The sequence below is a fragment of the Streptomyces sp. CB01580 genome, from assembly GCF_001905795.1.
GTDB lineage: Bacteria > Actinomycetota > Actinomycetes > Streptomycetales > Streptomycetaceae > Streptomyces.
Map to the genome: position 1 here is coordinate 29,009 of NZ_LIXJ01000037.1, position 17,956 is coordinate 46,964.

The following is a 17,956-nucleotide window of genomic DNA, read 5'->3' on the forward strand; positions in this document are numbered from 1 at the left end:
GCGCTGCTGAACCGGCCGGAGTACGCCGACCTGCCATCCGTCCAGGTCCGGGCACGTGAGCTGGACGCGGGAATCTCCTGGTGTTCGCAGCGGACGATGTACCGGATCCTGTCCGCCGCTGGGCAGAACGGTGAACGCCGCCGACAGGTAACCCACCCGCCCAGAACGATCCTCGAACTGGTCGTGCACGGGCCCTCTCAGGTGTTCGCCTGGGACATCACCCGGCTGCCCGGTCCGGCCAAGAGCATCTGGTTCCACGCCTATGTGATCACCGACATCTTCAGCCGCTGCATCGTCGGTCACACGGTCGAACGCGCCGAAACCGCCGAACAGGCCGAGGAGTTGATCCGCGAGACCATCACGAGCACCGGCACTCCGGGATCGGCCTGAACGCTCCCGCCTCGGTCCACTTCGGTACCGCCTACGAAGTGGGGGACCAGCGGGCCGTCGCCCTCGCCGAGGCTTGCGAACGCCACTCGGAGCGCTGTGCCCGACGGCCGAAACCACCCGAGATGGCCCTGCAGGTCCGGATCAACGACCCCACCAAAATAGTGCAACTAAGACCAAATCGCCTGTAGCCGAATAAACATCTCATTTTACTTGACAAGTGCCGTCCAGGTCAGAAAGATCGTCAAGCACATGCCAAACCCCTTCGCGGAGCCGACGTCCCGTACCGGCCCCGTCTCCGATCGATGACCGGGTCGAGCCACAACTACCAGCAGGCAGGACAGCGGTTGCCCGGAACCTGGCCGCCCGTCCCCAAGGCCCGACTGAAGGAGCGGAGATGGCATCCCGGCTGAACAAGACCCTGCGTGACCGCCTGACCGGCGCGGCCTGCCTCGTCACCGGAGGTGCCCAAGGCATCGGTTGGGCCGTGGCACGCCTGCTGGCCGAGCATGGCGCGATGGTCCACGTCTGTGACATATCGAGGAGTGACATCGAGGCTGCGCGCTCCATGGCATCGTCCGGATCTTTCCGCTTCGAGCAGGTGGACGTAACCGACCGGCACGCCCTGGAGGCGTGGATATCCGCTTCGCACGGCCACCATGGGCGTGTTGACGTACTCGTGAACAATGCGGCGTACAGCCGCTGGGTAGACGACGCCGACATGAGTGATGACGACATCGAACGCACCATGCGGACCAGCTTTGACGCTATGGTGCACGCGACCCGCGCGGTGGTCCCTTTGATGCTTGCCGGCGGAGGCGGGCAGATCATCACGATGGGATCGCTGGCAGGGAGCGTCTACGTCCGCGGCCCCGCTGCAGCGTACGCCGCGGCCAAGGCAGCAGCGGAGGCGTACAGCCAGATACTGCGCCTGGAACTCGCCTCTACCCCCGTCGATGTGACGCTAGTGCGCCCCGGAGCGGTGGCTGGTACGAATTTTTTCCGTCATGTGTCCTCCCGGAGAATGTCGCGGCTCAGCGACATCTTCCCGGCAGCGACACCGGAGCAGGTCGCACGGAGTATCGCCAAGTCCCTGGTTCGACCACGTCCTGTGGTGAACGTCCCCGCCTACGTGCCGTACGTCGCGGCCTTTCACACGCTCGCGCCGGAAAAGCTGAGGTGGCTCGCCCAGCTCAGCGGTGAGTCGAGGCGTGACTATTCGATGGTGAGGGACCAGCGCACCGGGAGACGGGAACTCTGATGAAGATCGCGCTACTGGATATGGACGGCACACTCACGCCCACCGCGCTGGGGATGGCCATGCTCGGATCCCAACGTGCCACGAAGCTCATAAACCCTGCGGCGATGAAGGACCTCGGACGGCTTTACCAGGATGCCCGGAGCTCCGTCACGGGCATGTACGCGCTCTACGAAAAATACGCTCAGACGCTGGCCGGCCTGCCCGAGTCGGCGATACAGGAGCTGGCGGAGGAGGTGTGGCAGCGCGAGAAGGTATCCGTCTACCCCCATACGAAGCCACTGATCGACACACTCCATCTGGCCGGGTACCGCACGCTTCTCGTCTCCGGGAGTCCGGACGAGATCGTGCGTCTGGTCGCCCGGGACCTCGGCGTCCATGCCGGGAGCGGAACTCGACTCGTCCGCGCCGAGGGCCAGTACACCGGCCATATCGAACTGGCTCCTGCGCTGCCGGGAGGAAAAAGGGCTGTACTGGAGGAGGCGGTGCAGCCCAGGGCGGTGGACTGGAGTGTCGCGTACGCGCTGGGAAACTCTTGGCCGGACATCGAGGTGCTGAACCGCGCCGGATTGTCGCTGCTGTTCGAGCCGCACCCCCATATTCGTGAGGCCGCCCAGTGGTTCGGAATCCGCCAGGCGAATCGTCAAACCGTGCTGGAGCAGACTCGGGAGCTGCTGTCGACGTCACTGACGGCGTCAGCGTGCGACGTCGGAGGGCGAAAGTGACGAGAGGTCGGCGAAAGGCCCGGATTGCGATCACCGGCGCCGGGGTCTCCGGGATCTGCCTCGCGGTCGCTGGCGGGTGTGTGAGCTGGAGTGCTGCAGATCGGGTGAGAAGGAGGCGTCGTACCCTATGGCCTGGTGATGGGTTGACAGACCTGGAACTGTGTCAACTCTCTACGGCGACCCCCGCACCCTTGCCGCGGTGCTCAAGGAACGGCTCGACCGGCAGCAGCTGATCCTGATCACCAACGACGCGTACGGGAAGTGGCTCACCGGCACCGAGTGGCCCACCGATGCCCACCAGACCCGCGACGCCGCCTCCGCCGTCGGCTTCCTGAAGGAACTCGACGACGCCGGACTGGCTGCCCGGGTCGGCAAGGCCGTGGAACTCATCAAGGCCGGAAACGGCACCGAGGTCTACAAGGCCGAGACCGCCAGGATCGACAAGGAGTACTCGGCCCGCCCCCGGGCCGAGGAGAAGGCCTCCGGCTCCTCCGGCGGCTCCGGGACCCTGCTCGCGCTCGCCGCGGTGCTGGTTCTCGCCGTCGTCGGTGCCGCCCTCCTGGTACGCCGCCGCTCGCCCCGGCACACCGCCTTCACCTTCCCCGACGCCGTCTTCGCCGCCGAGGAGGCCGCAGACGAGGCCGGGCTGCGCAGCCGGGCCGCCGCCGAACTGCTCGCTCTCGGCGAGGCCGTGGAGCACGCCGACGGCGCCGCCACCCCGGGACTGAGCCGGGCCCTGGACGCCTACGACGCGGCCGACCGGGTGCTGGACGCCGCACGTGGCCTGCCCGACCTGGTCGGAGTGCTGGCCCTGGTCGCCGAGGGACGCTCCGCCCTGGACCCAGCCCCCGGAATCCCGCTGTGCTTCTTCGACCCCCGGCACGGCACCGCCGTCCGCCGGACCACCTGGCGCCCGCTCGGCCGCCGGGAGCGGGCCGACGTCGCGGTCTGCGAGGACTGCGGCCAGGCCCTGCGCACCCGCCGCGCGCCGCAGGTGCTGGCGGTCCGTGACCAGGGCCGCACCGTCCCCTACTTCGAGGTGCCCGCCGAACGCAGCCTGTGGGCCGCCACCGGCTACGGCTCCCTGCTGTCCGGCACCGACGACACCCTCGCTGCCCGGGTCGGCGCCGGCGAGTTCAGCCGCGCCCGGCAGCAGTCCGAGGTCTTTCGAGATCACCGACCGCCTGCTCGGTGATGACTGACCTGGCAAACCGGGACTACTCCCGGTCGCGTGCGGTCCTCACGGGTACTGGGACTACACGGACTTCGATCAGGTCCTCGCGGTCGAGCACGGCTTCAACCGGATGCGGGACCTGCTCCTGGACCCGGTGTGCGGCCCGTGGCCCGAAGAGTCCATCGTGCCGTTCGAGAACCGCCCCACGCTCGGTGCGACCCATGTCGAGCTCATCGATGCGTTCGATCCGCATTCCGATCACGATGGGTCCCCTCTTCAGTCTTCCGCGACGCGGATGATCGTCTTGCCCGGGGCGCGCGTGCCGGGGGCGAACGCGGCGGGCGCTTCGGCGAGCGGCCGCACAGCACCGACGACCGGCTTGAGCCGGCCGTCCCTCAGCCGCGTGGCGAGATCGGTGAGCCGGGCGCGGTCGGGCTCGACGACGAAGAAGACCGCCCGCCCGTCCTTGGGCTGGACCTTGGGCGGCATGGTGATGGTGACGAGCGTGCCGCCGGCCCGGACCAGAGCGGCCGAGCGGTCCAGGATGTCGCCGCCGATCACGTCGAACACGACGTCGGCCTCGCCGGCGTCCTCCAGCTTCTCGGCCTGCAGATCGATGAAGGTGTCGACGCCCAGGGCGAGTGCCCTGTCCCGGCTGGCGGACCGGCCGGTGCCGATGACGCGGGCGCCGACCTCGCGAGCAAGCTGGACCGCGATCGAGCCGACGCCGCCCGCGGCACCGTGGATCAGGACCGTCCGACCGGTGGTAAGGCGGCCGTGGTCGAACAGGCCCTGCCAGGCGGTCAGCCCGGAGATCGGCAGTGCGGCGGCCAGGGTGTGGTCGATGTCCGCCGGCAGCGGCGCGAGGTTGCGGGCCTCCACCGCGGCGTATTCGGCGAGCGAGCCGTTGCGGCTCCAGTCAGCCAGGCCGAACACCCGCTGGCCGACACTCAGGCCGGTGGTGCCGTACCCCAGCTCTACGACGACACCGGACAGCTCGTGCCCGGGCACGCTGGGCGTCCGGTCGCGGCCGGCGCGGTCGGCCCACGTGCCCGGCCAGTCCAGCTCGCCAGGGGTGAAGCCCGCGGCGTGCACCCGCACGATGACGTCGTTCTCGGCCGCGTGAGGGTAGGGCATGTCCGTCAGAGACATCCCGGCCAGACCGGCGTCACGGTCTCGCACAGTGATGGCTTGCATATACGTGGTCCTTACTGGGAGGGGCGACTCGAACGCGCACCCCGTTCACGAACAGGGCCCATGTCACGAACAGGGCTCATGGCGGCTCGTCATCGGGGAGCTGCAGCAAGGGGATGTATGCCGTTCCGCGCGATCGATTTCACCTGCTCGCGCTTTCCTTCGCCCGTCTTGCCTTCTCATCAAGCAGACGGGGCAGCCCCTCCAGGTGTGACAGCTCGGACGCGCAGCAGCTCGTCGGGATTGATGACCCTGCGGTACGCGATGTCCTGACCGGTCCCCGTTCGGCCGGGCGGATCGCTCACCCTGACCAGCGGCCCCGATCCGGCGCACCCCGGCTGTGCCCTGCTGACCGTCACGAACACCGGACCACCGCTGTCCGGCACCGTCGACCGGCTCACGGAGCCCTTCCTGCGCGGCAGCGGCCGCTTGGCCGAACAGGACCCCACCCGCCGCGGCCACGGTCTGGGTCTGACCATCGCCGCCGGCATCGTCCGCGCCCACCACGGCGACCTGGCCCTGACCGCCAACCCGGGCGGCGGCCTCACGGTCCAGGTGTCACTGCCGGGCGCGGCGTAACGGTCCCTGGCCCCGGAGCCCCGTGGCCGGCGGCCACACGGTGTCCACATCGGCCCCACCGGATTCGGTCACGTGGGCCGAGCAGGAGACCGGAGCCCCAGCGCGCCTGCCGTGGCGAGACACCGCCGGCGTCGAGCCCATGATGACGACGCACGAGGTGCGCCGGAGCGCGGTACTCGTCACCGGGGACGCCGCTCGGTCCGGGCGACTCCCCGGGATGGAGCACGACGGTTGTCACCATCTGCTCGGGTTACTTGTCACCTGTGGGAAGTGATCAGTCTTTTCGTCACCTGATGTTCGTTGAAGAGCAGCGTCGAGCGGCGCGTCGGGACTGATTCGATGGTGTGCGTTCGGATCGGGCGCGTTCAGTGCGGGTCCTTCGTGTGCGTGCGCTCGGGTGCCGGCCGGCGCTCGGCGAACTGATTGCTGTGACGTGCTGCGAGTTCCTCGACGCCGTGTGCGTCCCGCTCCTTGAGGAACTGGTGGAACAAGGACGGAAGAACCTTGAGGACCCCCTGGTCGTCGACGTGATGGTGCAGCAGGATCCGAGTCCAGGACCATGCGGGGTCGAAAACGTCGTAGCGCATCTCGACCCACCTGTTTCACACCCCGTACGGCGGGTGATCCGGGTACGCGGGTTCGGAATGAGATGCGCCGGTGAAGTAGCCACTCATGAAGACGGCGACGGAAGCGACCGTTCGCTCGCCGGTGTACATGGCGGGCCGGCGGCACAGGCTTTCCAGCAGATCCAGGAACCGGGAATCGTCCATCCGGCGATCGTATGTGAGTTGTGTGTGAGGGGCGGGAGACGGGTGGGGAGTCCACTCGCCGCCGGGAGACCGCGCCGACCCGGTGGCAGCAGCACCCCGTGCCGGTTGCTCGCGACGAGCGAGCCGATCCGCGGCGGACGCTCCGGAGAGCGGGCCCCGGCCTGGGCGTCGACGAACCCGTGCCGCAGGCGGTCGATCGCGGGATTCGCATCGGCGGCCAACGCCGCGCCCACGGCAGTCGGCGTGACGCGCCTGCTCGTGCGCTCGAACAGCGCCGACCCGGCCTTCCAGCCGTTTGATCATCCGTGAGACGCGCCCCTGGAGACCCCGAGCCGCTCGGCCGTGCGACCGAAATGGAGTTTCCCGGACAGCACCGAGAAGCACTCGAGTTCCCGCGGGGGCAGGTCCGGCAGGAGCGGGGAGGTCATCGCCGACTGCCGAGACGGGCGACGATCAGACGGGCCGCGGCGATCGCTTCCGTCTGCCGGGCCGCGTGATCCTCCGAGCGGCCGGCCGCGACCCAGCGCGAGGCATCGACCAGTGCGCCGTTGAGGAGTACGGCCAGGGTCGAGGCGCGCACCTGTGTGGATACCTCCCCGGCGCGTTGTGCGCGGTCGATCGCGTCGGTGATCGACCGGATGCAGGAAGCGGTGGACGACTCGACCGCGGCGGGCAGCACGGACGGGGCGTCGTGGAAGAGGATCTGCTGTACGTCCGGCGCCTGGGTGAGTTCGATATAGGCCACACAACGGGCCGTCAGCGCGCCCAACGGGTCCGGGGCTTCGGCCGCCGCGGCGTCCAGGCTCACACCCAGTTCGGCGTCCACCGCTTCCACCACAGCCGCCAGCAGACCGCTCTTGCCGCCGAAATGGTGATACAGCGCGCCCCTGGTCAACGAAGCCGAGGCCGTCAGATCGTCCATCGACGTCGCCGCGTAGCCGACCTCGCCGAAGTGGCGCCGGCCTGCATCGATCAGGGCTTGCCGGGTCGCATCCAGCATCTCCGTACGGGTCCTGCGCCCCACGGCTTCTCCGTTCCTCGGTGAGGCACAACGTAATTGACATACGCGGCGTATGTCAATTAGCGTCATTCGCATACGTGGCGTATGTGAATGGCTCGCGTTCGGTCCGGCAGGTAGGAGAATCGTGTTCACTCGCTATGCGACGCTGTTCCGGCATCCCGGTGCCACCCCGATGACCACCGCCGGGGTGCTCGCGCGCATGCCGTTGTCGATGGTCGGTATCGGCATCATCACGATGGTCTCCCGGACCCACGGCAGCTACGCCCTGGCAGGCGCGCTGGCCGCCTGCTACACCCTGGTCGCCGCCGTCGCCTCACCGCAGGTGGCCCGTCTCGTCGACCGGTACGGGCAGCGCCGCGTCGTCGTCCCCGTCGCGCTCTTCGGCACTGCCTGGATCTGGGCGATGGCCGTCGCCTCGGCGTCCGACGGGCCCGAGGTGCTCCTGTTCGTGTTCGCCCTGCTGGCCGGAGTGACGCCCAGCGCCCCGGCGTTGGTGCGATCCCGCTGGAGTCACATCCTTCGTGACGCGGGCGACGTACACACCGCGTACTCCTGGGAGACCGTGCTCGACGAGGTCTGTTTCATCCTTGGACCTCCCCTCTCCATAGGTCTCGGCGTCGCCCTGTTCCCCCAGGCGGGACTTGTTGCCGCGAGCGTCTTCTCGCTGGCGGGAATGCTGTGGCTGACCGCGCAGCGCCGTACCGAGCCGCCGATCGCAGGGGCGCTGCCCGGCGAACTGCCGGGTGGGTCGGGATTGTTCCGGGTTCTCTCGGATCCGACCGTGGCCGTCGTCGTGGTCGCCATGACGGCGATGGGAGTGATCATCGGTACTGTCGATGTCGTCTCCGTCGCCTTCGCCGAGGCCGGGGGCAACGCGGCGCTGGCGAGCATCGTGTTGTCCGCCTACGCGGCAGGATCGTGCCTCTCGGGCTTCGTGTTCGGCAGCAGGACGATCATGCTGCCGATCGGCGCGCTCCTGCGGGCCGGGCTCATAGCCACCGCGCTGACCACCGTACCCATGGTGTTCGTCGGATCGATCGGCGCGCTGTCCGTCACGGTCCTGGTCGCCGGAGTCTTCTTCGCCCCCACCATGATTCTCAGCTCCCGGCTCATCGAGAAGAACGTCCCACAGGCTTCGCTCACCGAGGCGCTCACCTGGTCGACCGCGGGATTGAGCCTCGGCACCGCGATCGGTCCCGCAGCCGCCGGGCCCGTGATCGACGGCCTCGGCGCGGGCAACGGGTTCTGGGTCGCGGTCGTCGCGGGCGCGGTACTGCTCCTCCCCGTCGTGGTCCTCCGACGCGCCCCTGCCGCCTGAAGTCGAGCCGGACGCGCTCCCGGTCGCCGTCGGACGCGAGCGAACGCGGGCTCCGCCGGTTCGGGACGAGGACTGCACGATCGTCTTCCCCGGACTTGTCCGAAGCCTCGGATACTGCGGGGTGGTGATGCCGGCCGGCGCCCAGGACTCCGCCGGACGCCGGGGCCGTCGGTCGACGCTCGAAGAGGAACGACGTGCCTCCGGCCGCTTGGTTCGCCTGGGCCGGCCGCAGGTGCCCTTCCCGGGCGTGGAAGTGGTGCGCGGCGGTGGTCTCGGCCGCCCATTCTCGTTCCTTACGCGCCGTACCGGCTGCTCCTTCTCCCGGACCGGGCCGCGGTCGATCCAGACGGTTCCCCGGTGGCCCGAGCCGATGCCGCCGCCCCCATTCACCGGCTGTTGGGCTACTTCAGCGAGCACCCGGACTTGACCAGCCCGGCACGGACGCCGCCGGGCTGGCACGGCGGCAGCCGAGGTCCCCGGCCGCACCGGCATTCCGAGGGCGAGAGGCCCACACAGCCGCGCGGCTGCCCCCGGACCCCCGGGCGCTCGCCGCGCGGGCCTGGTCCCCGGCCTCGCCCGGCGTGGCCCGGAGCCGGGTGCGGGTCAGGTGTCGGACGGGGTGTCAGGTCTGGTGCCGGACAGCGCGTCGGTGTAGATGCCCGTCATCGCGGTCACGGCCCGTCGGCGGTCCAGAGCCGGGTCCAAACGGTGCTGGATGTTGATGCCCAGGGTGCCGCCGAGCAGTGCCGCCGCGACGGCCTCCGGGTCGGCGGCGTGCGCCCTGGTCGCGCGCAGGTGGTCGGAGTACAGGCCGCGGATCTTGGCGTACTCCTCGGCGTACGTCGCGCGCAGGGACGACTCGCGGCTCACCGCCTCGATCAGGAGTGTCGAGAAGATGTGCGCCTCGGGCCGGGACATCAGGGCGAAGTTCGCCTCGATCAGTGCCTCGATTCCGGCGTCCGGTCCGGCGGCGGCCAGGCGTTCGCTCATGAAGTCCGTGCCCCATCGGAACGCTTCCTCGATCACCGCCTTCAGCAGCCCGTCCTTCGAGCCGAAGTGCCAGGCCACGGAGCCCCGGCTGATGCCGGAGCGCTCCGCCACGGCCTGGACGGACGCCGCGGCGGCCCCGCCCTCGGCGGCGAGTTCCCACGCGGCGGCCACCAGCCGGCGCCGGGTCTCGGCGGAGATCTCCTGCTTGCGGGTCGCACCCACGCGGTGTCCTTCCCAACGCTGTGGTGGCCTGACACGGCCGATTCTGTCACGCCGACCAAGCGGCGCCCGGGGCCGGTGAACCCTTGCCTATGCCGATCGTCCAGTTCTATGCTGAGCGTCCAATAACTAAGGAGAGCTTGCCATGGAACTGATCGACCTCACCAGGACGCTGGACCCCGCCGACCGCGAGCTGCTCCCCGAGCAACTGCGCCCCCTCGCCCCGGTGGTCGCGCCCGCCGTGGCCTACGCGCACCCGACGGGCGAGGGCCGAGAGCAGTTCGCCGCCGCCATGCACTGCAGCGTCGAGGACCTGCCCGACGGCGAGGGCTGGGGCGCGGAACTGCTCACCGACTTCAACTCCCACCTCGGTACCCACGTCGACGCCCCGCTGCACTACGGCTCGACCTGTGAGGGCAGGCCCGCCCGTACCATCACCGACATCGCCCTGGACGAACTGTGGTGCGAGGCGCTCGTGCTGGACCTGCGCGACCGGTGCGAACCGGACGCCCCGATCACCGTCGAGGCGCTGGAGTCCGCCCTCGCCGACAACGGCGCCCCGGTCCCGGCCGGCGGAGCGGTCCTGCTGCGCACCGGCCAGGAGCGGTACGGGCTGTCCGACCCCGAGTTCTTCCGCTACCCGGGCGTGAGCCGCGGGTCGACGTTGTTCCTGGCCGACCTCGGGGCCAAGGTCCTGGGCACCGACGCCGCGGGCTGGGACCTGAGCTTCGCCGTGATGGCGCGCAAGTTCCGCGACAGCGGCGACAACTCCGTGCTGTGGGACGGCCACCGGGCCGGCCGCGAGCGGGAGGTCTTCATCGTCCAGCAGCTGACGAACCTCGCCGCGCTGCCCCCGTCGGGGTTCCGGGTGGCGTTCTTCCCGATCAAGATCGCCCGCGCGAGCGCCGCCCCGGCCCGCGTCGTGGCCTTCGTCTGACCCCCGATCCCCGCAGGCCGACCCCTGCACCCTGTTGAGGAGAGGAACCGACCGTGAAACTCGCAACCGTGGAGCACGACCGCGTCGAGCGGACCGCGCTCGTACTCGACCAGGGCGAGCGCCTGCTGCTGCTCGACCGCGCCCACCGCCTGGTGACCGGCGAGCACGCCCCCGCGCTGACCACCATGCAGACGATCATCGACGGCGGCGAACCCGTGCGGCAGATCCTGGAGCGGCTCGCCGCACAGGCCCCGCCCGAAGCGGTCGTCGCCGCGTCCGAGGTGCGCTGGCTGTCCCCGCTGCCCAGGCCCATGCAGATCCGGGACTTCGGCAGCTTCATGGATCACTTCCGCAACGCCCGCTCCAGGATCCAGGGCATCCCGGCCGACCAGGTCGAACTGCCCGCCATCATGCTCGAACGCCCGCTGTACTACGTGACCAACCGGCTCTCCGTGACCGGCCACGACAGCGACATCCACTGGCCCGCGTACTCCTCGGTGCGGGACTACGAGCTGGAGTTCGCCTGCGTGCTGGGCCGCGGCGGCACGGACATCCCCGCGGCGGACGCTCCCTCGTACATCTTCGGCTACACGATCTTCAACGATTTCAGCGCCCGCGACACCCAGCTGGAGGAGATCGCCACCGGGCTGGGCCTGAGCAAGAGCAAGGACTTCACCGACTCGAACGTCCTGGGCCCGTGGATCGTCACCGCCGACGAGCTCGGCGACCCGTACCGGCTCACGATGACCGCCCGCATCAACGGCGAGGAGGCCAGCCGCGGCACATCCGCCGACATGCACCACAGCTTCGCCGACATGATCGCCTTCGCCTCCCGGTCGACCCGGCTGCACGCCGGAGAGGTCCTGTGTTCGGGCACCGTGCCCACCGGCTGCGGACTGGAGCACGGCCGCTTCCTGGAACCCGGCGACACCGTGGAACTCGAAGTCTCCGGCCTGGGCGTGCTGCGCAACCGGGTCGTGTCATGAACCGCGAAGCACTCATCCTCGGCGTCGGAGCCACCCCCTTCGGCCGCCACCTCGACCGCAGTGCCGGCGACCTCGCAGGCCAGGCCGCGCACGAGGCGCTGCGCGACGCCGGGCTCGCCCCGGCCGACGTCGGCGCCGTCTTCCACGCCACGGTCAGCCAGAAGGCGATCGACGGCCAGCACATGATCCCCGGTCAGGTCGCCCTGCGCCCGCACGGGTTCGCCGGGGTACCCGTGGTGAACGTGGAGAACGCCTGCGCGGGCGGCGCCACAGCCCTGTGGCTGGCGATCGCCCACGTGCGGGCGGGCCTGTCGGACGTCGCCCTGGCCGTCGGCGTGGACAAGCTCGTCTGCGCCGATCCCGCCCAAGGGCTGGCGGTGTTCGACGGGGCCATGGACGTCGCCCACCGCGAGGAGACCCTGGCCGCGCTCGCCGCCCTGACCGACCCCCTGCCGCCCGAATTGCTCGTGGACGGCGACCGGTCGGTGTTCATGGAGATCTACGCCTCCCTGGCGCGCGCCCACATGCAGCGCTTCGGCACCACCGAAGCCCACCTGGCCGCGGTCTCGGCGAAGAACCACGCCCACTCCGTCCACAACCCCCGGGCCCACTTCCGCCGAGCGTTCACGGCGGAGGAGGTCCTGGCGGCGCGGCGGGTGGCGTGGCCGCTGACGGTACCGATGTGCTCACCGGTCAGCGACGGGGCCGCCGCCGCCGTCGTGACGCGGGCCGACTTCATCCGTGACGAGTCGGCCGTGGCGGTGCTGAGCAGCGTCCTGTTGTCGGGCACCGACCGGGCGGCGGACGACACCGGGCGGCACATCGGCCGCCGGGCCGCGCTCGCCGCCTACGAGAAGGCCGGCATCGGTCCGCAGGAGGTCGACGTGGCGGAGGTCCACGACGCCACCGCCTTCGGCGAGATCCAGCAGGTGGAGAACCTGGGCTTCTGCCCGGTCGGCGACGGCGGCCCGTGGTCGGCCTCGGGCGCCGGCGCGCTCGGTGGCACCGTTCCGGTGAACCCGTCGGGAGGGCTCGAATCGCGCGGCCACCCGGTATCGGCCACCGGACTGGCGCAGGTCTTCGAACTGGTCACGCAACTGCGCGGCCGGGCGGGCGAGCGCCAGGTCCCCGACGCGCGCATCGCCATCGCCGAGAACGGCGGCGGTCTTTACGGAATCGAGGAGGCGGTGGCCGCCGTGACCGTCCTGGGGAGGACCGGATGAGACCCGGATACGCGGACCTGATCCTGTCGGCGCTGCGCAGGCGGCCCGAGCGCACCGCCTTCCGCTTCGCCGGCGACGACGGGGCAAAGCACACCTGGACCTACGGTGAGACCGCGGACCGGATCGAGCGCACCGCGGCCGCGTTCGGACGGCTGGGCCTCACCCCCGGCGACGGGATCGCCCTGCTGTGCGGCCCGGATCCGCAGGCGTTCACGGTCATGGCCGCCGCCTGTCTGGCCGGACTGCGCTTCACCGCCCTGCACCCGCTGGCCACCGCGGACACCGACCGGGCTGTTCTGCGCGACAGCGCGTCCGACTACCTGGTCGTGGACGACGCCCGCTTCGCCGCCCGCGCCCGCCCCGACGGTACCGAGGCGATCACCCTCGCCGAACTCGACCGCCTCGCCGCCGACACACCCGCCGGTCCGAACGACCCACGCGGCCCCGCGCTCTACCTCTTCTACACCGGCGGTACGACTGGCGAACCCAAGGGCGTGATGCTGCGCGACCGCTCACTGCTCGCCAACGCCTGGGCCTGCTCCACCTGGGCCTGGCCGCCGGACACCCACTTCCTGATCACCACCCCCATGTCGCACGCCGCCGGGCTCCTCGTCGCACCCGGCCTGCTGCATGGCGCCGGATTCGAACTCCACCCCTCCTTCGACCCGGACCGCGTCATCGACGCGATCGAACGCGACGGCGTGAGCGCCACGTTCGTCGTCCCCACGATGCTCTACGCCCTGCTCGACCACCCCCGGCTCCCCGCAGCCGACCTGTCGGGACTGAACTGGGTCCTCTACGGCGCCGCACCCGCCGACCCCGCCCGGCTCGCCCAGGCGCACCGGCTCCTCGGCCCCGTGCTCAGCCAGCACTACGGCCAGGCCGAGGCCCCCAACGCGCTGACCGTCCTGGACCCGGCCCAGCACCGCGACGACCCGCACGTCCTGGGCAGCTGCGGTCGGCCCATGCCCGGCGTGGAGATCGCCCTGCTCGACCCGCACGGCCGGCACGTACCGGCAGGCGAGCCCGGCGAGCTGTGCGTCCGGGGGCCGCTCGTGATGGACGGCTACTGGAACAAGCCCGAGCAGACCGCAACGGCGCTCGAGGGAGGCTGGCTGCACACCGGCGATGTCGCCCGCCAGGACGACACCGGCCTGATCACGATCATCGACCGGATCAAGGACACCGTCATCACCGGCGGGTTCAACGTCTACCCGCGCGAGGTCGAGGACGCCCTCGCCACACATCCGGCCGTCGCCGCCAGCGCCGTCTACGGCACACCCGACCCGCACTGGGGCGAAGCCGTCACCGCCACCGTGGTCCTGCGCCCCGGACAGCAGGCCACCCCAGCCGATCTGATGGACCATGTCCGCGCCCGCAAGGGCGCACTCTGGGCCCCGAAACTGCTTCGGCTCGCCGATTCGCTGCCCCTCACCGCCCTGGGAAAGATCGACAAGAAGAAACTCCGCGATCAGCCCTGAACGGGGCCAGGTGTATTGCCCTGTGAGGGCGGGTAAACCGACGCACCCCCTCGGGTGACGGCCCGACCGGCGACACCGGCACGAGGCCCTGGGAGGACCGTCCCGGGAAAGGACAGGCCCCCAGGACTCCGTGCCCATCACCCACCATCGGCTCGGTGAGCGCCCCGGCGCTGCACAAGCAGCCTCGGCCCTTGACGCCTGCACCGCAGCGCGGGACGGTCGATGCGCAACTACCCGCAACTGACTTTCTCTGGAGGCCGATCGTGGCCTTACTTTTCTTCGGTACGGACCCGAACTCCGGCGGAGAGAACTGCCCCGCGGTGTGGGTGGACACCACCACTGCCCAGGGGCCGGAACTGGTCCTGCAGGGCAAGTTCGCCGACGCGGCGACCCGTGCCGCCTGCAGCCAGGACAGTCCGCCCGCAGACGACGAAGGCGTCATCCGGATCCCGGTCCGGATGGTGGAGCAGATCAGGAAGGCGTGTGATGCCGCAGAAGCCGCCGGCACCCAGCTTTGAGGACCTGCTCGACTCCGCCCGGACCCGCGCCCTGCACCTGGAACTGCGGGACGGCTACGCCGTGGGGAGGAACGGGAGGTCTACGACACCTTCCTCAAGGACGGGAGTGTGCCCGCGGACGACTCCGCGTTCTGGGGCGGGTGGCTGCCGCCGGTGGAGCGGACCGTCGCCCGCGGGGTGAAGGTCCTGCGGGCCCGGGTCGTGTCCGAGCCCGTCACCGACTACATCCGCTTCGAGCACGCCATCACCGACGCCAACCTCCGCGCCGGCGAACAAGTCCGCTGGCTTCCCCGCCGCCGCGCCTCCACACTCGCACTGCCGGGCAACGACTTCTGGCTCATCGACGACCGACTCGTGCGGTGGAACATCTTCTCCGGCGACGGCCAGGCCCTCGACCCCGACCACACCGAAGACCCGCAGGCGGTCAAGCTGTGTGCCGAGGCGTTCCGCTCCGTGTGGGACCTGGCCACCGACCACGCCGACTACCGCATCTGACCGACGCACAACCCAAGGGCCGCCATCTCATGACGACCGCCTCCCCCTCGTCCAGCGCTCAGGGGGCCCGTGAGGCGCTCGCCGTGCGGTTGCAGCACCTGCGCAAGGACGCCGGCCTCACCGGGAAGGAGCTCTCCGCCCGGTGCGGCTGGCACCCCGCGAAGACCACCCGCATCCAAAAGGGCGCGGTCCTGCCCTCGGACGCGGCCATCCGCACCTGGTGCACGGCGTGCGGCGCCGACGACCAGGCCGACGACCTCATCGCCACCGCCCGCGCGGTCGACTCCATGTACCTGGAGTGGCGCCGTCTGCACCAGGGCGGCATGCGCCAGGCCCAACAGGACTGGTACGCCCTGCACGAGCGCACCCGCGTCTGCCGGGTCTACGTCTCCAGCCTGCCCCCGGGCTTCCTCCAGACGCCGGCGTTCGCGACGGCCCTCATGGAACAGATCACCGCTTTCCAGGGCACCCCCGACGACGTCGCCGAAGCCGTCGCCGCCCGCGTCGCCCGATCCCGCTTCCTCTACGAAGGCGGCCACCGCTTCGTCGTCCTCGTGGAGGAATCCGTCCTGCGCTACCGCACCGCCGGCTCCGACACCATGCGCGGGCAGCTGCGCCGCCTCCTGGCGGTGATGCCGCTCGCGTCGGTCTCGCTGGCTGCTCGGTCAACGTGCAAACCCTTCGGCCGGAAGACGCGGCGGTGCCGCTGTGGGCAAACCTGCGGCACCGCCCTGTCACCGTCGAGATGACCACGTCGCTCACCGTCGCGTTCGCGTCAGTGTGGCTTGAGTGCGTCGTGCGTGTTTCTGCGCCGGATGGTGTTCCCGCAGCCCAGTGGTACATACCAAGTCGCGCGTGGGAGTCCTCACCGCTCTCTTCCGGTCGAAATCTCCTCGCGTCGTGCGGGTCCGCGATCGGCTGGGTAGGGAGGAATCCGGTCGCTGACCCCACATGCCCCGACGAACCCGCACGGAGGAATCCGATGGCACTGCGCATGCCCGGCCGGTACCTGGTCCTGGGATCCCTCCTCCTGCTCACGGTTGCGGGGTGCAGTTCCGGCGGCACCGACGCCTCCGGCGATCGAGGAGGAGACGAACTGACGGTGTGGCTGGCGGTCGATGCCAAGGAGAGCTGGCCGAAGCTGGTCGCCTCCGCCAACAGCCGGTTCGAGAAGGAGCACCCGGGGGTAGAGGTCGACGTCCAGTACCAGCAGTGGACGACGAAGAACCAGAAGCTCGACGCGGTCCTCGCCGGCCGGAACGTGCCCGACGTGGTGGAGATGGGCAACAGCGAGACCACCAACTACATCGTCAACGACACCTTCGCCCCGCTGGACCCGAAGGACTTCGAGCATTCCGGGGAGTGGCTGCCGGCACTCGCCGACGCCTGCCGTCACGACGGCCGGACCTACTGTGTGCCGTACTACGCCGGCGCGCGGGTCGGCGTCTACCGCACCGACTACTTCCAGCAGGCGGGCATCACCCGGGCCCCGCGCACCTATCCCGAACTGATCGCCGGTCTCGACCGGTTGAAGGAGAAGTTCGGCCCGGAGGACCCCGGGTTCTCGGCGTTCTACATACCCGGGCGCTACTGGTCCGCCGCCATGGCCTTCGTCAAGGACGCCGGCGGCGAGATGGCGGTCGAGAAGGACGGCCGCTGGTACGGCGCCCTCTCCTCGCCGAAGTCGGTCGCCGGGCTCACCGTCTGGAAGAAGCTCCTGGACGACTACTACGTGGGGGACCGCGCCAAGGACAACGGCGACCAGCCGGCCGTCGTCGGGCAGGGCAAGGTCGGCGTCTTCTACGGAAACACCTGGGAGGCTCAGGCGGCCACCGACCCCAGGTCCGGCGGAGACCCCGGACTGAAGGGGAAGTTCGCCACCTTCGCCTTCCCCGGCCCGTCCGGGAAGCTGCTCCCGCCCTTCCTCGGCGGAAGCACCCTGGCCGTGCCCGCCAAGTCGGCGAACAAGGACCTTGCCACGGACTGGATCCGCGTCTTCACCGACGAGAAGTCCCAGCGGCAGCTGATCGCCGCCAACACCCTGCCCAACAACACTCCCCAGCTCACCGAGGTCGCCGCCGACGGCGTCAACGGCCCGGCGGCCCAGGCGGCCACCCGTGGCTGGGTCACGCCCCTCGCTCCCGGCTGGACCTCGGTGGAGAAGTCCAACATCCTGCCGGAGATGCTGGAGCGCATCGCCACCGGCAAGGCGTCCGTCCAGGACGCCACGCGGGAGGCGGACCGCCGGATCGACGCCGTGATCAATGAGCGCTGAGCCGGCCCGGCGCCGACTACGCCCCCTGCTGCCCTACCTGCTGATCGCGCCGACGCTGCTGGCACTTCTGGTGGTCCTCGGCTATCCGCTGGTCGACATGACGACCCTGGCCTTCCAGGACATGACCCGCAGGGAATTGTTCAGCGGTGCGACGCCGCCCTGGGCCGGGCTGCGGCAGTTCCGGACGATCCTCGGCGACGAGTTCTTCTGGACGGTGGTGGCCCGCACCGTGCTGTTCACCGTTGTCTGCGTGACCCTGACGATGGTGCTCGGTCTGTTCACGGCCTTGCTGATGCGGCGGGCGTCGCCGTGGGTGCGGGCGGTGCTGGCCGGCATGCTCGTCGCCGTGTGGGCGATGCCGGTGATGGTGGCGTCGGCGATCTTCCGCTGGCTCTTCGACGCGGAC

The 17,956-nt window shown here is 70.2% G+C and carries 20 protein-coding genes; 14 read left to right on the forward strand and 6 right to left on the reverse strand.

The features are described from left to right. Nucleotides 1-96: 96 nt before the first annotated feature. The 4 genes from AMK22_RS37895 (at nt 97) to AMK22_RS33355 (ending at nt 3,565) form a co-directional block, all read left to right on the forward strand. On the forward strand, nt 97-390 hold the full coding sequence (locus AMK22_RS37895; RefSeq protein ID WP_079186540.1) for a hypothetical protein: 294 nt from the start codon (nt 97-99) through the stop codon (nt 388-390). A gap of 394 nt (nt 391-784) precedes the next feature. Beyond that, a complete protein-coding gene (locus AMK22_RS33345; RefSeq protein ID WP_073791147.1) occupies nt 785-1,648 on the forward strand; it encodes an SDR family NAD(P)-dependent oxidoreductase in 864 nt (287 codons plus the stop codon). Next, complete coding sequence (locus AMK22_RS33350) at nt 1,648-2,370, forward strand: HAD family hydrolase (protein ID WP_073791148.1); 723 nt, start codon at nt 1,648-1,650, stop codon at nt 2,368-2,370. The genes AMK22_RS33345 and AMK22_RS33350 overlap by 1 nt, the downstream gene beginning before the upstream one ends. Before the next feature lie 160 nt (nt 2,371-2,530). Next, entirely contained in the window at nt 2,531-3,565 is a 1,035-nt protein-coding gene (locus tag AMK22_RS33355; RefSeq protein ID WP_073791150.1) for a hypothetical protein, read from the forward strand. A gap of 255 nt (nt 3,566-3,820) precedes the next feature. Here the strand turns inward: AMK22_RS33355 and AMK22_RS33365 are convergent, their stop codons facing one another. Next, nucleotides 3,821-4,741, reverse strand: coding sequence for an NADP-dependent oxidoreductase (locus tag AMK22_RS33365; RefSeq protein WP_199883380.1), 921 nt, complete (start codon nt 4,739-4,741; stop codon nt 3,821-3,823). Nucleotides 4,742-5,083: 342 nt separating this feature from the next. Between AMK22_RS33365 and AMK22_RS33370 the strand changes: the two genes are divergently transcribed. Then, nucleotides 5,084-5,317, forward strand: a complete 234-nt coding sequence (locus tag AMK22_RS33370) for an ATP-binding protein (protein ID WP_338014208.1) — start codon at nt 5,084-5,086, stop codon at nt 5,315-5,317. A gap of 365 nt (nt 5,318-5,682) precedes the next feature. On the opposite strand, the gene AMK22_RS33380 is transcribed toward AMK22_RS33370, so the two are convergent. The 3 genes from AMK22_RS33380 to AMK22_RS33385 all read right to left on the reverse strand — a co-directional run bounded on the left by AMK22_RS33380 (nt 5,683) and on the right by AMK22_RS33385 (nt 7,087). Continuing rightward, nucleotides 5,683-5,904, reverse strand: a complete 222-nt coding sequence (locus tag AMK22_RS33380; RefSeq protein ID WP_073791154.1) for a hypothetical protein — start codon at nt 5,902-5,904, stop codon at nt 5,683-5,685. A 15-nt stretch (nt 5,905-5,919) separates the two neighbouring features. Beyond that, on the reverse strand, nt 5,920-6,087 hold the full coding sequence (locus AMK22_RS39770; protein WP_158072112.1) for a hypothetical protein: 168 nt from the start codon (nt 6,085-6,087) through the stop codon (nt 5,920-5,922). 424 nt (nt 6,088-6,511) lie between these two features. Then, the gene (locus AMK22_RS33385) at nt 6,512-7,087 is read right to left on the reverse strand and encodes a TetR/AcrR family transcriptional regulator (RefSeq protein WP_079186542.1); all 576 of its coding nucleotides are present in this window, start codon (nt 7,085-7,087) and stop codon (nt 6,512-6,514) included. A 145-nt stretch (nt 7,088-7,232) separates the two neighbouring features. Here AMK22_RS33385 and AMK22_RS33390 point away from each other — a divergent pair, with 145 nt between their 5' ends. After that, the gene (locus AMK22_RS33390) at nt 7,233-8,426 is read left to right on the forward strand and encodes an MFS transporter (RefSeq protein WP_199883381.1); all 1,194 of its coding nucleotides are present in this window, start codon (nt 7,233-7,235) and stop codon (nt 8,424-8,426) included. A gap of 603 nt (nt 8,427-9,029) precedes the next feature. On the opposite strand, the gene AMK22_RS33395 is transcribed toward AMK22_RS33390, so the two are convergent. Continuing rightward, complete coding sequence (locus tag AMK22_RS33395; protein ID WP_073791158.1) at nt 9,030-9,638, reverse strand: TetR/AcrR family transcriptional regulator; 609 nt, start codon at nt 9,636-9,638, stop codon at nt 9,030-9,032. 142 nt (nt 9,639-9,780) lie between these two features. On the opposite strand from AMK22_RS33395, the gene AMK22_RS33400 reads away from it, so the two are divergent. From AMK22_RS33400 to AMK22_RS33435, 8 genes are all read left to right on the forward strand, one after another. Continuing rightward, nucleotides 9,781-10,572 carry a cyclase family protein gene (locus AMK22_RS33400; RefSeq protein ID WP_073791159.1) on the forward strand — a complete coding sequence of 264 codons (792 nt, stop codon included), beginning with the start codon at nt 9,781-9,783 and terminating at the stop codon, nt 10,570-10,572. Nucleotides 10,573-10,625: 53 nt separating this feature from the next. Further along, nucleotides 10,626-11,558, forward strand: coding sequence for a fumarylacetoacetate hydrolase family protein (locus AMK22_RS33405; RefSeq protein ID WP_073791161.1), 933 nt, complete (start codon nt 10,626-10,628; stop codon nt 11,556-11,558). Then, nucleotides 11,555-12,781 (forward strand): thiolase family protein, encoded by a 1,227-nt coding sequence (locus AMK22_RS33410; RefSeq protein WP_073791162.1) that lies wholly within the window; start codon nt 11,555-11,557, stop codon nt 12,779-12,781. Before AMK22_RS33405 ends, AMK22_RS33410 begins: the two co-directional genes overlap by 4 nt. Next, nucleotides 12,778-14,262 carry an AMP-binding protein gene (locus tag AMK22_RS33415; protein ID WP_073791164.1) on the forward strand — a complete coding sequence of 495 codons (1,485 nt, stop codon included), beginning with the start codon at nt 12,778-12,780 and terminating at the stop codon, nt 14,260-14,262. Before AMK22_RS33410 ends, AMK22_RS33415 begins: the two co-directional genes overlap by 4 nt. A gap of 263 nt (nt 14,263-14,525) precedes the next feature. Then, the gene (locus AMK22_RS33420) at nt 14,526-14,780 is read left to right on the forward strand and encodes a hypothetical protein (RefSeq protein WP_073791165.1); all 255 of its coding nucleotides are present in this window, start codon (nt 14,526-14,528) and stop codon (nt 14,778-14,780) included. Between the two features lie 108 nt (nt 14,781-14,888). Next, nucleotides 14,889-15,275 (forward strand): DUF6879 family protein, encoded by a 387-nt coding sequence (locus AMK22_RS33425; protein WP_338014205.1) that lies wholly within the window; start codon nt 14,889-14,891, stop codon nt 15,273-15,275. Nucleotides 15,276-15,304: 29 nt separating this feature from the next. Next, nucleotides 15,305-16,024, forward strand: a complete 720-nt coding sequence (locus AMK22_RS33430) for a Scr1 family TA system antitoxin-like transcriptional regulator (protein ID WP_079186545.1) — start codon at nt 15,305-15,307, stop codon at nt 16,022-16,024. Nucleotides 16,025-16,257: 233 nt separating this feature from the next. Continuing rightward, nucleotides 16,258-17,550: an extracellular solute-binding protein gene (locus AMK22_RS33435; RefSeq protein WP_073791167.1), complete on the forward strand. Its 1,293-nt coding sequence runs from the start codon at nt 16,258-16,260 to the stop codon at nt 17,548-17,550. An 81-nt stretch (nt 17,551-17,631) separates the two neighbouring features. On the opposite strand, the gene AMK22_RS41485 is transcribed toward AMK22_RS33435, so the two are convergent. Then, the gene (locus AMK22_RS41485) at nt 17,632-17,886 is read right to left on the reverse strand and encodes a hypothetical protein (protein ID WP_242434260.1); all 255 of its coding nucleotides are present in this window, start codon (nt 17,884-17,886) and stop codon (nt 17,632-17,634) included. Nucleotides 17,887-17,956 lie beyond the last annotated feature (70 nt).

Coding starts and splice junctions, on each gene's coding strand:
- AMK22_RS33365 (WP_199883380.1), bottom strand. CDS start 4,741: ATGCAAGCCATCACTGTGCGAGACCGTGACGCCGGTCTGGCCGGGATG.
- AMK22_RS33345 (WP_073791147.1), top strand. CDS start 785: ATGGCATCCCGGCTGAACAAGACCCTGCGTGACCGCCTGACCGGCGCG.
- AMK22_RS33400 (WP_073791159.1), top strand. CDS start 9,781: ATGGAACTGATCGACCTCACCAGGACGCTGGACCCCGCCGACCGCGAG.
- AMK22_RS33415 (WP_073791164.1), top strand. CDS start 12,778: ATGAGACCCGGATACGCGGACCTGATCCTGTCGGCGCTGCGCAGGCGG.
- AMK22_RS39770 (WP_158072112.1), bottom strand. CDS start 6,087: ATGGACGATTCCCGGTTCCTGGATCTGCTGGAAAGCCTGTGCCGCCGG.
- AMK22_RS37895 (WP_079186540.1), top strand. CDS start 97: ATGTACCGGATCCTGTCCGCCGCTGGGCAGAACGGTGAACGCCGCCGA.
- AMK22_RS33410 (WP_073791162.1), top strand. CDS start 11,555: ATGAACCGCGAAGCACTCATCCTCGGCGTCGGAGCCACCCCCTTCGGC.
- AMK22_RS33430 (WP_079186545.1), top strand. CDS start 15,305: ATGACGACCGCCTCCCCCTCGTCCAGCGCTCAGGGGGCCCGTGAGGCG.
- AMK22_RS33435 (WP_073791167.1), top strand. CDS start 16,258: ATGGCACTGCGCATGCCCGGCCGGTACCTGGTCCTGGGATCCCTCCTC.
- AMK22_RS33380 (WP_073791154.1), bottom strand. CDS start 5,904: ATGCGCTACGACGTTTTCGACCCCGCATGGTCCTGGACTCGGATCCTG.
- AMK22_RS41485 (WP_242434260.1), bottom strand. CDS start 17,886: ATGCCGGCCAGCACCGCCCGCACCCACGGCGACGCCCGCCGCATCAGC.
- AMK22_RS33350 (WP_073791148.1), top strand. CDS start 1,648: ATGAAGATCGCGCTACTGGATATGGACGGCACACTCACGCCCACCGCG.
- AMK22_RS33385 (WP_079186542.1), bottom strand. CDS start 7,087: ATGCTGGATGCGACCCGGCAAGCCCTGATCGATGCAGGCCGGCGCCAC.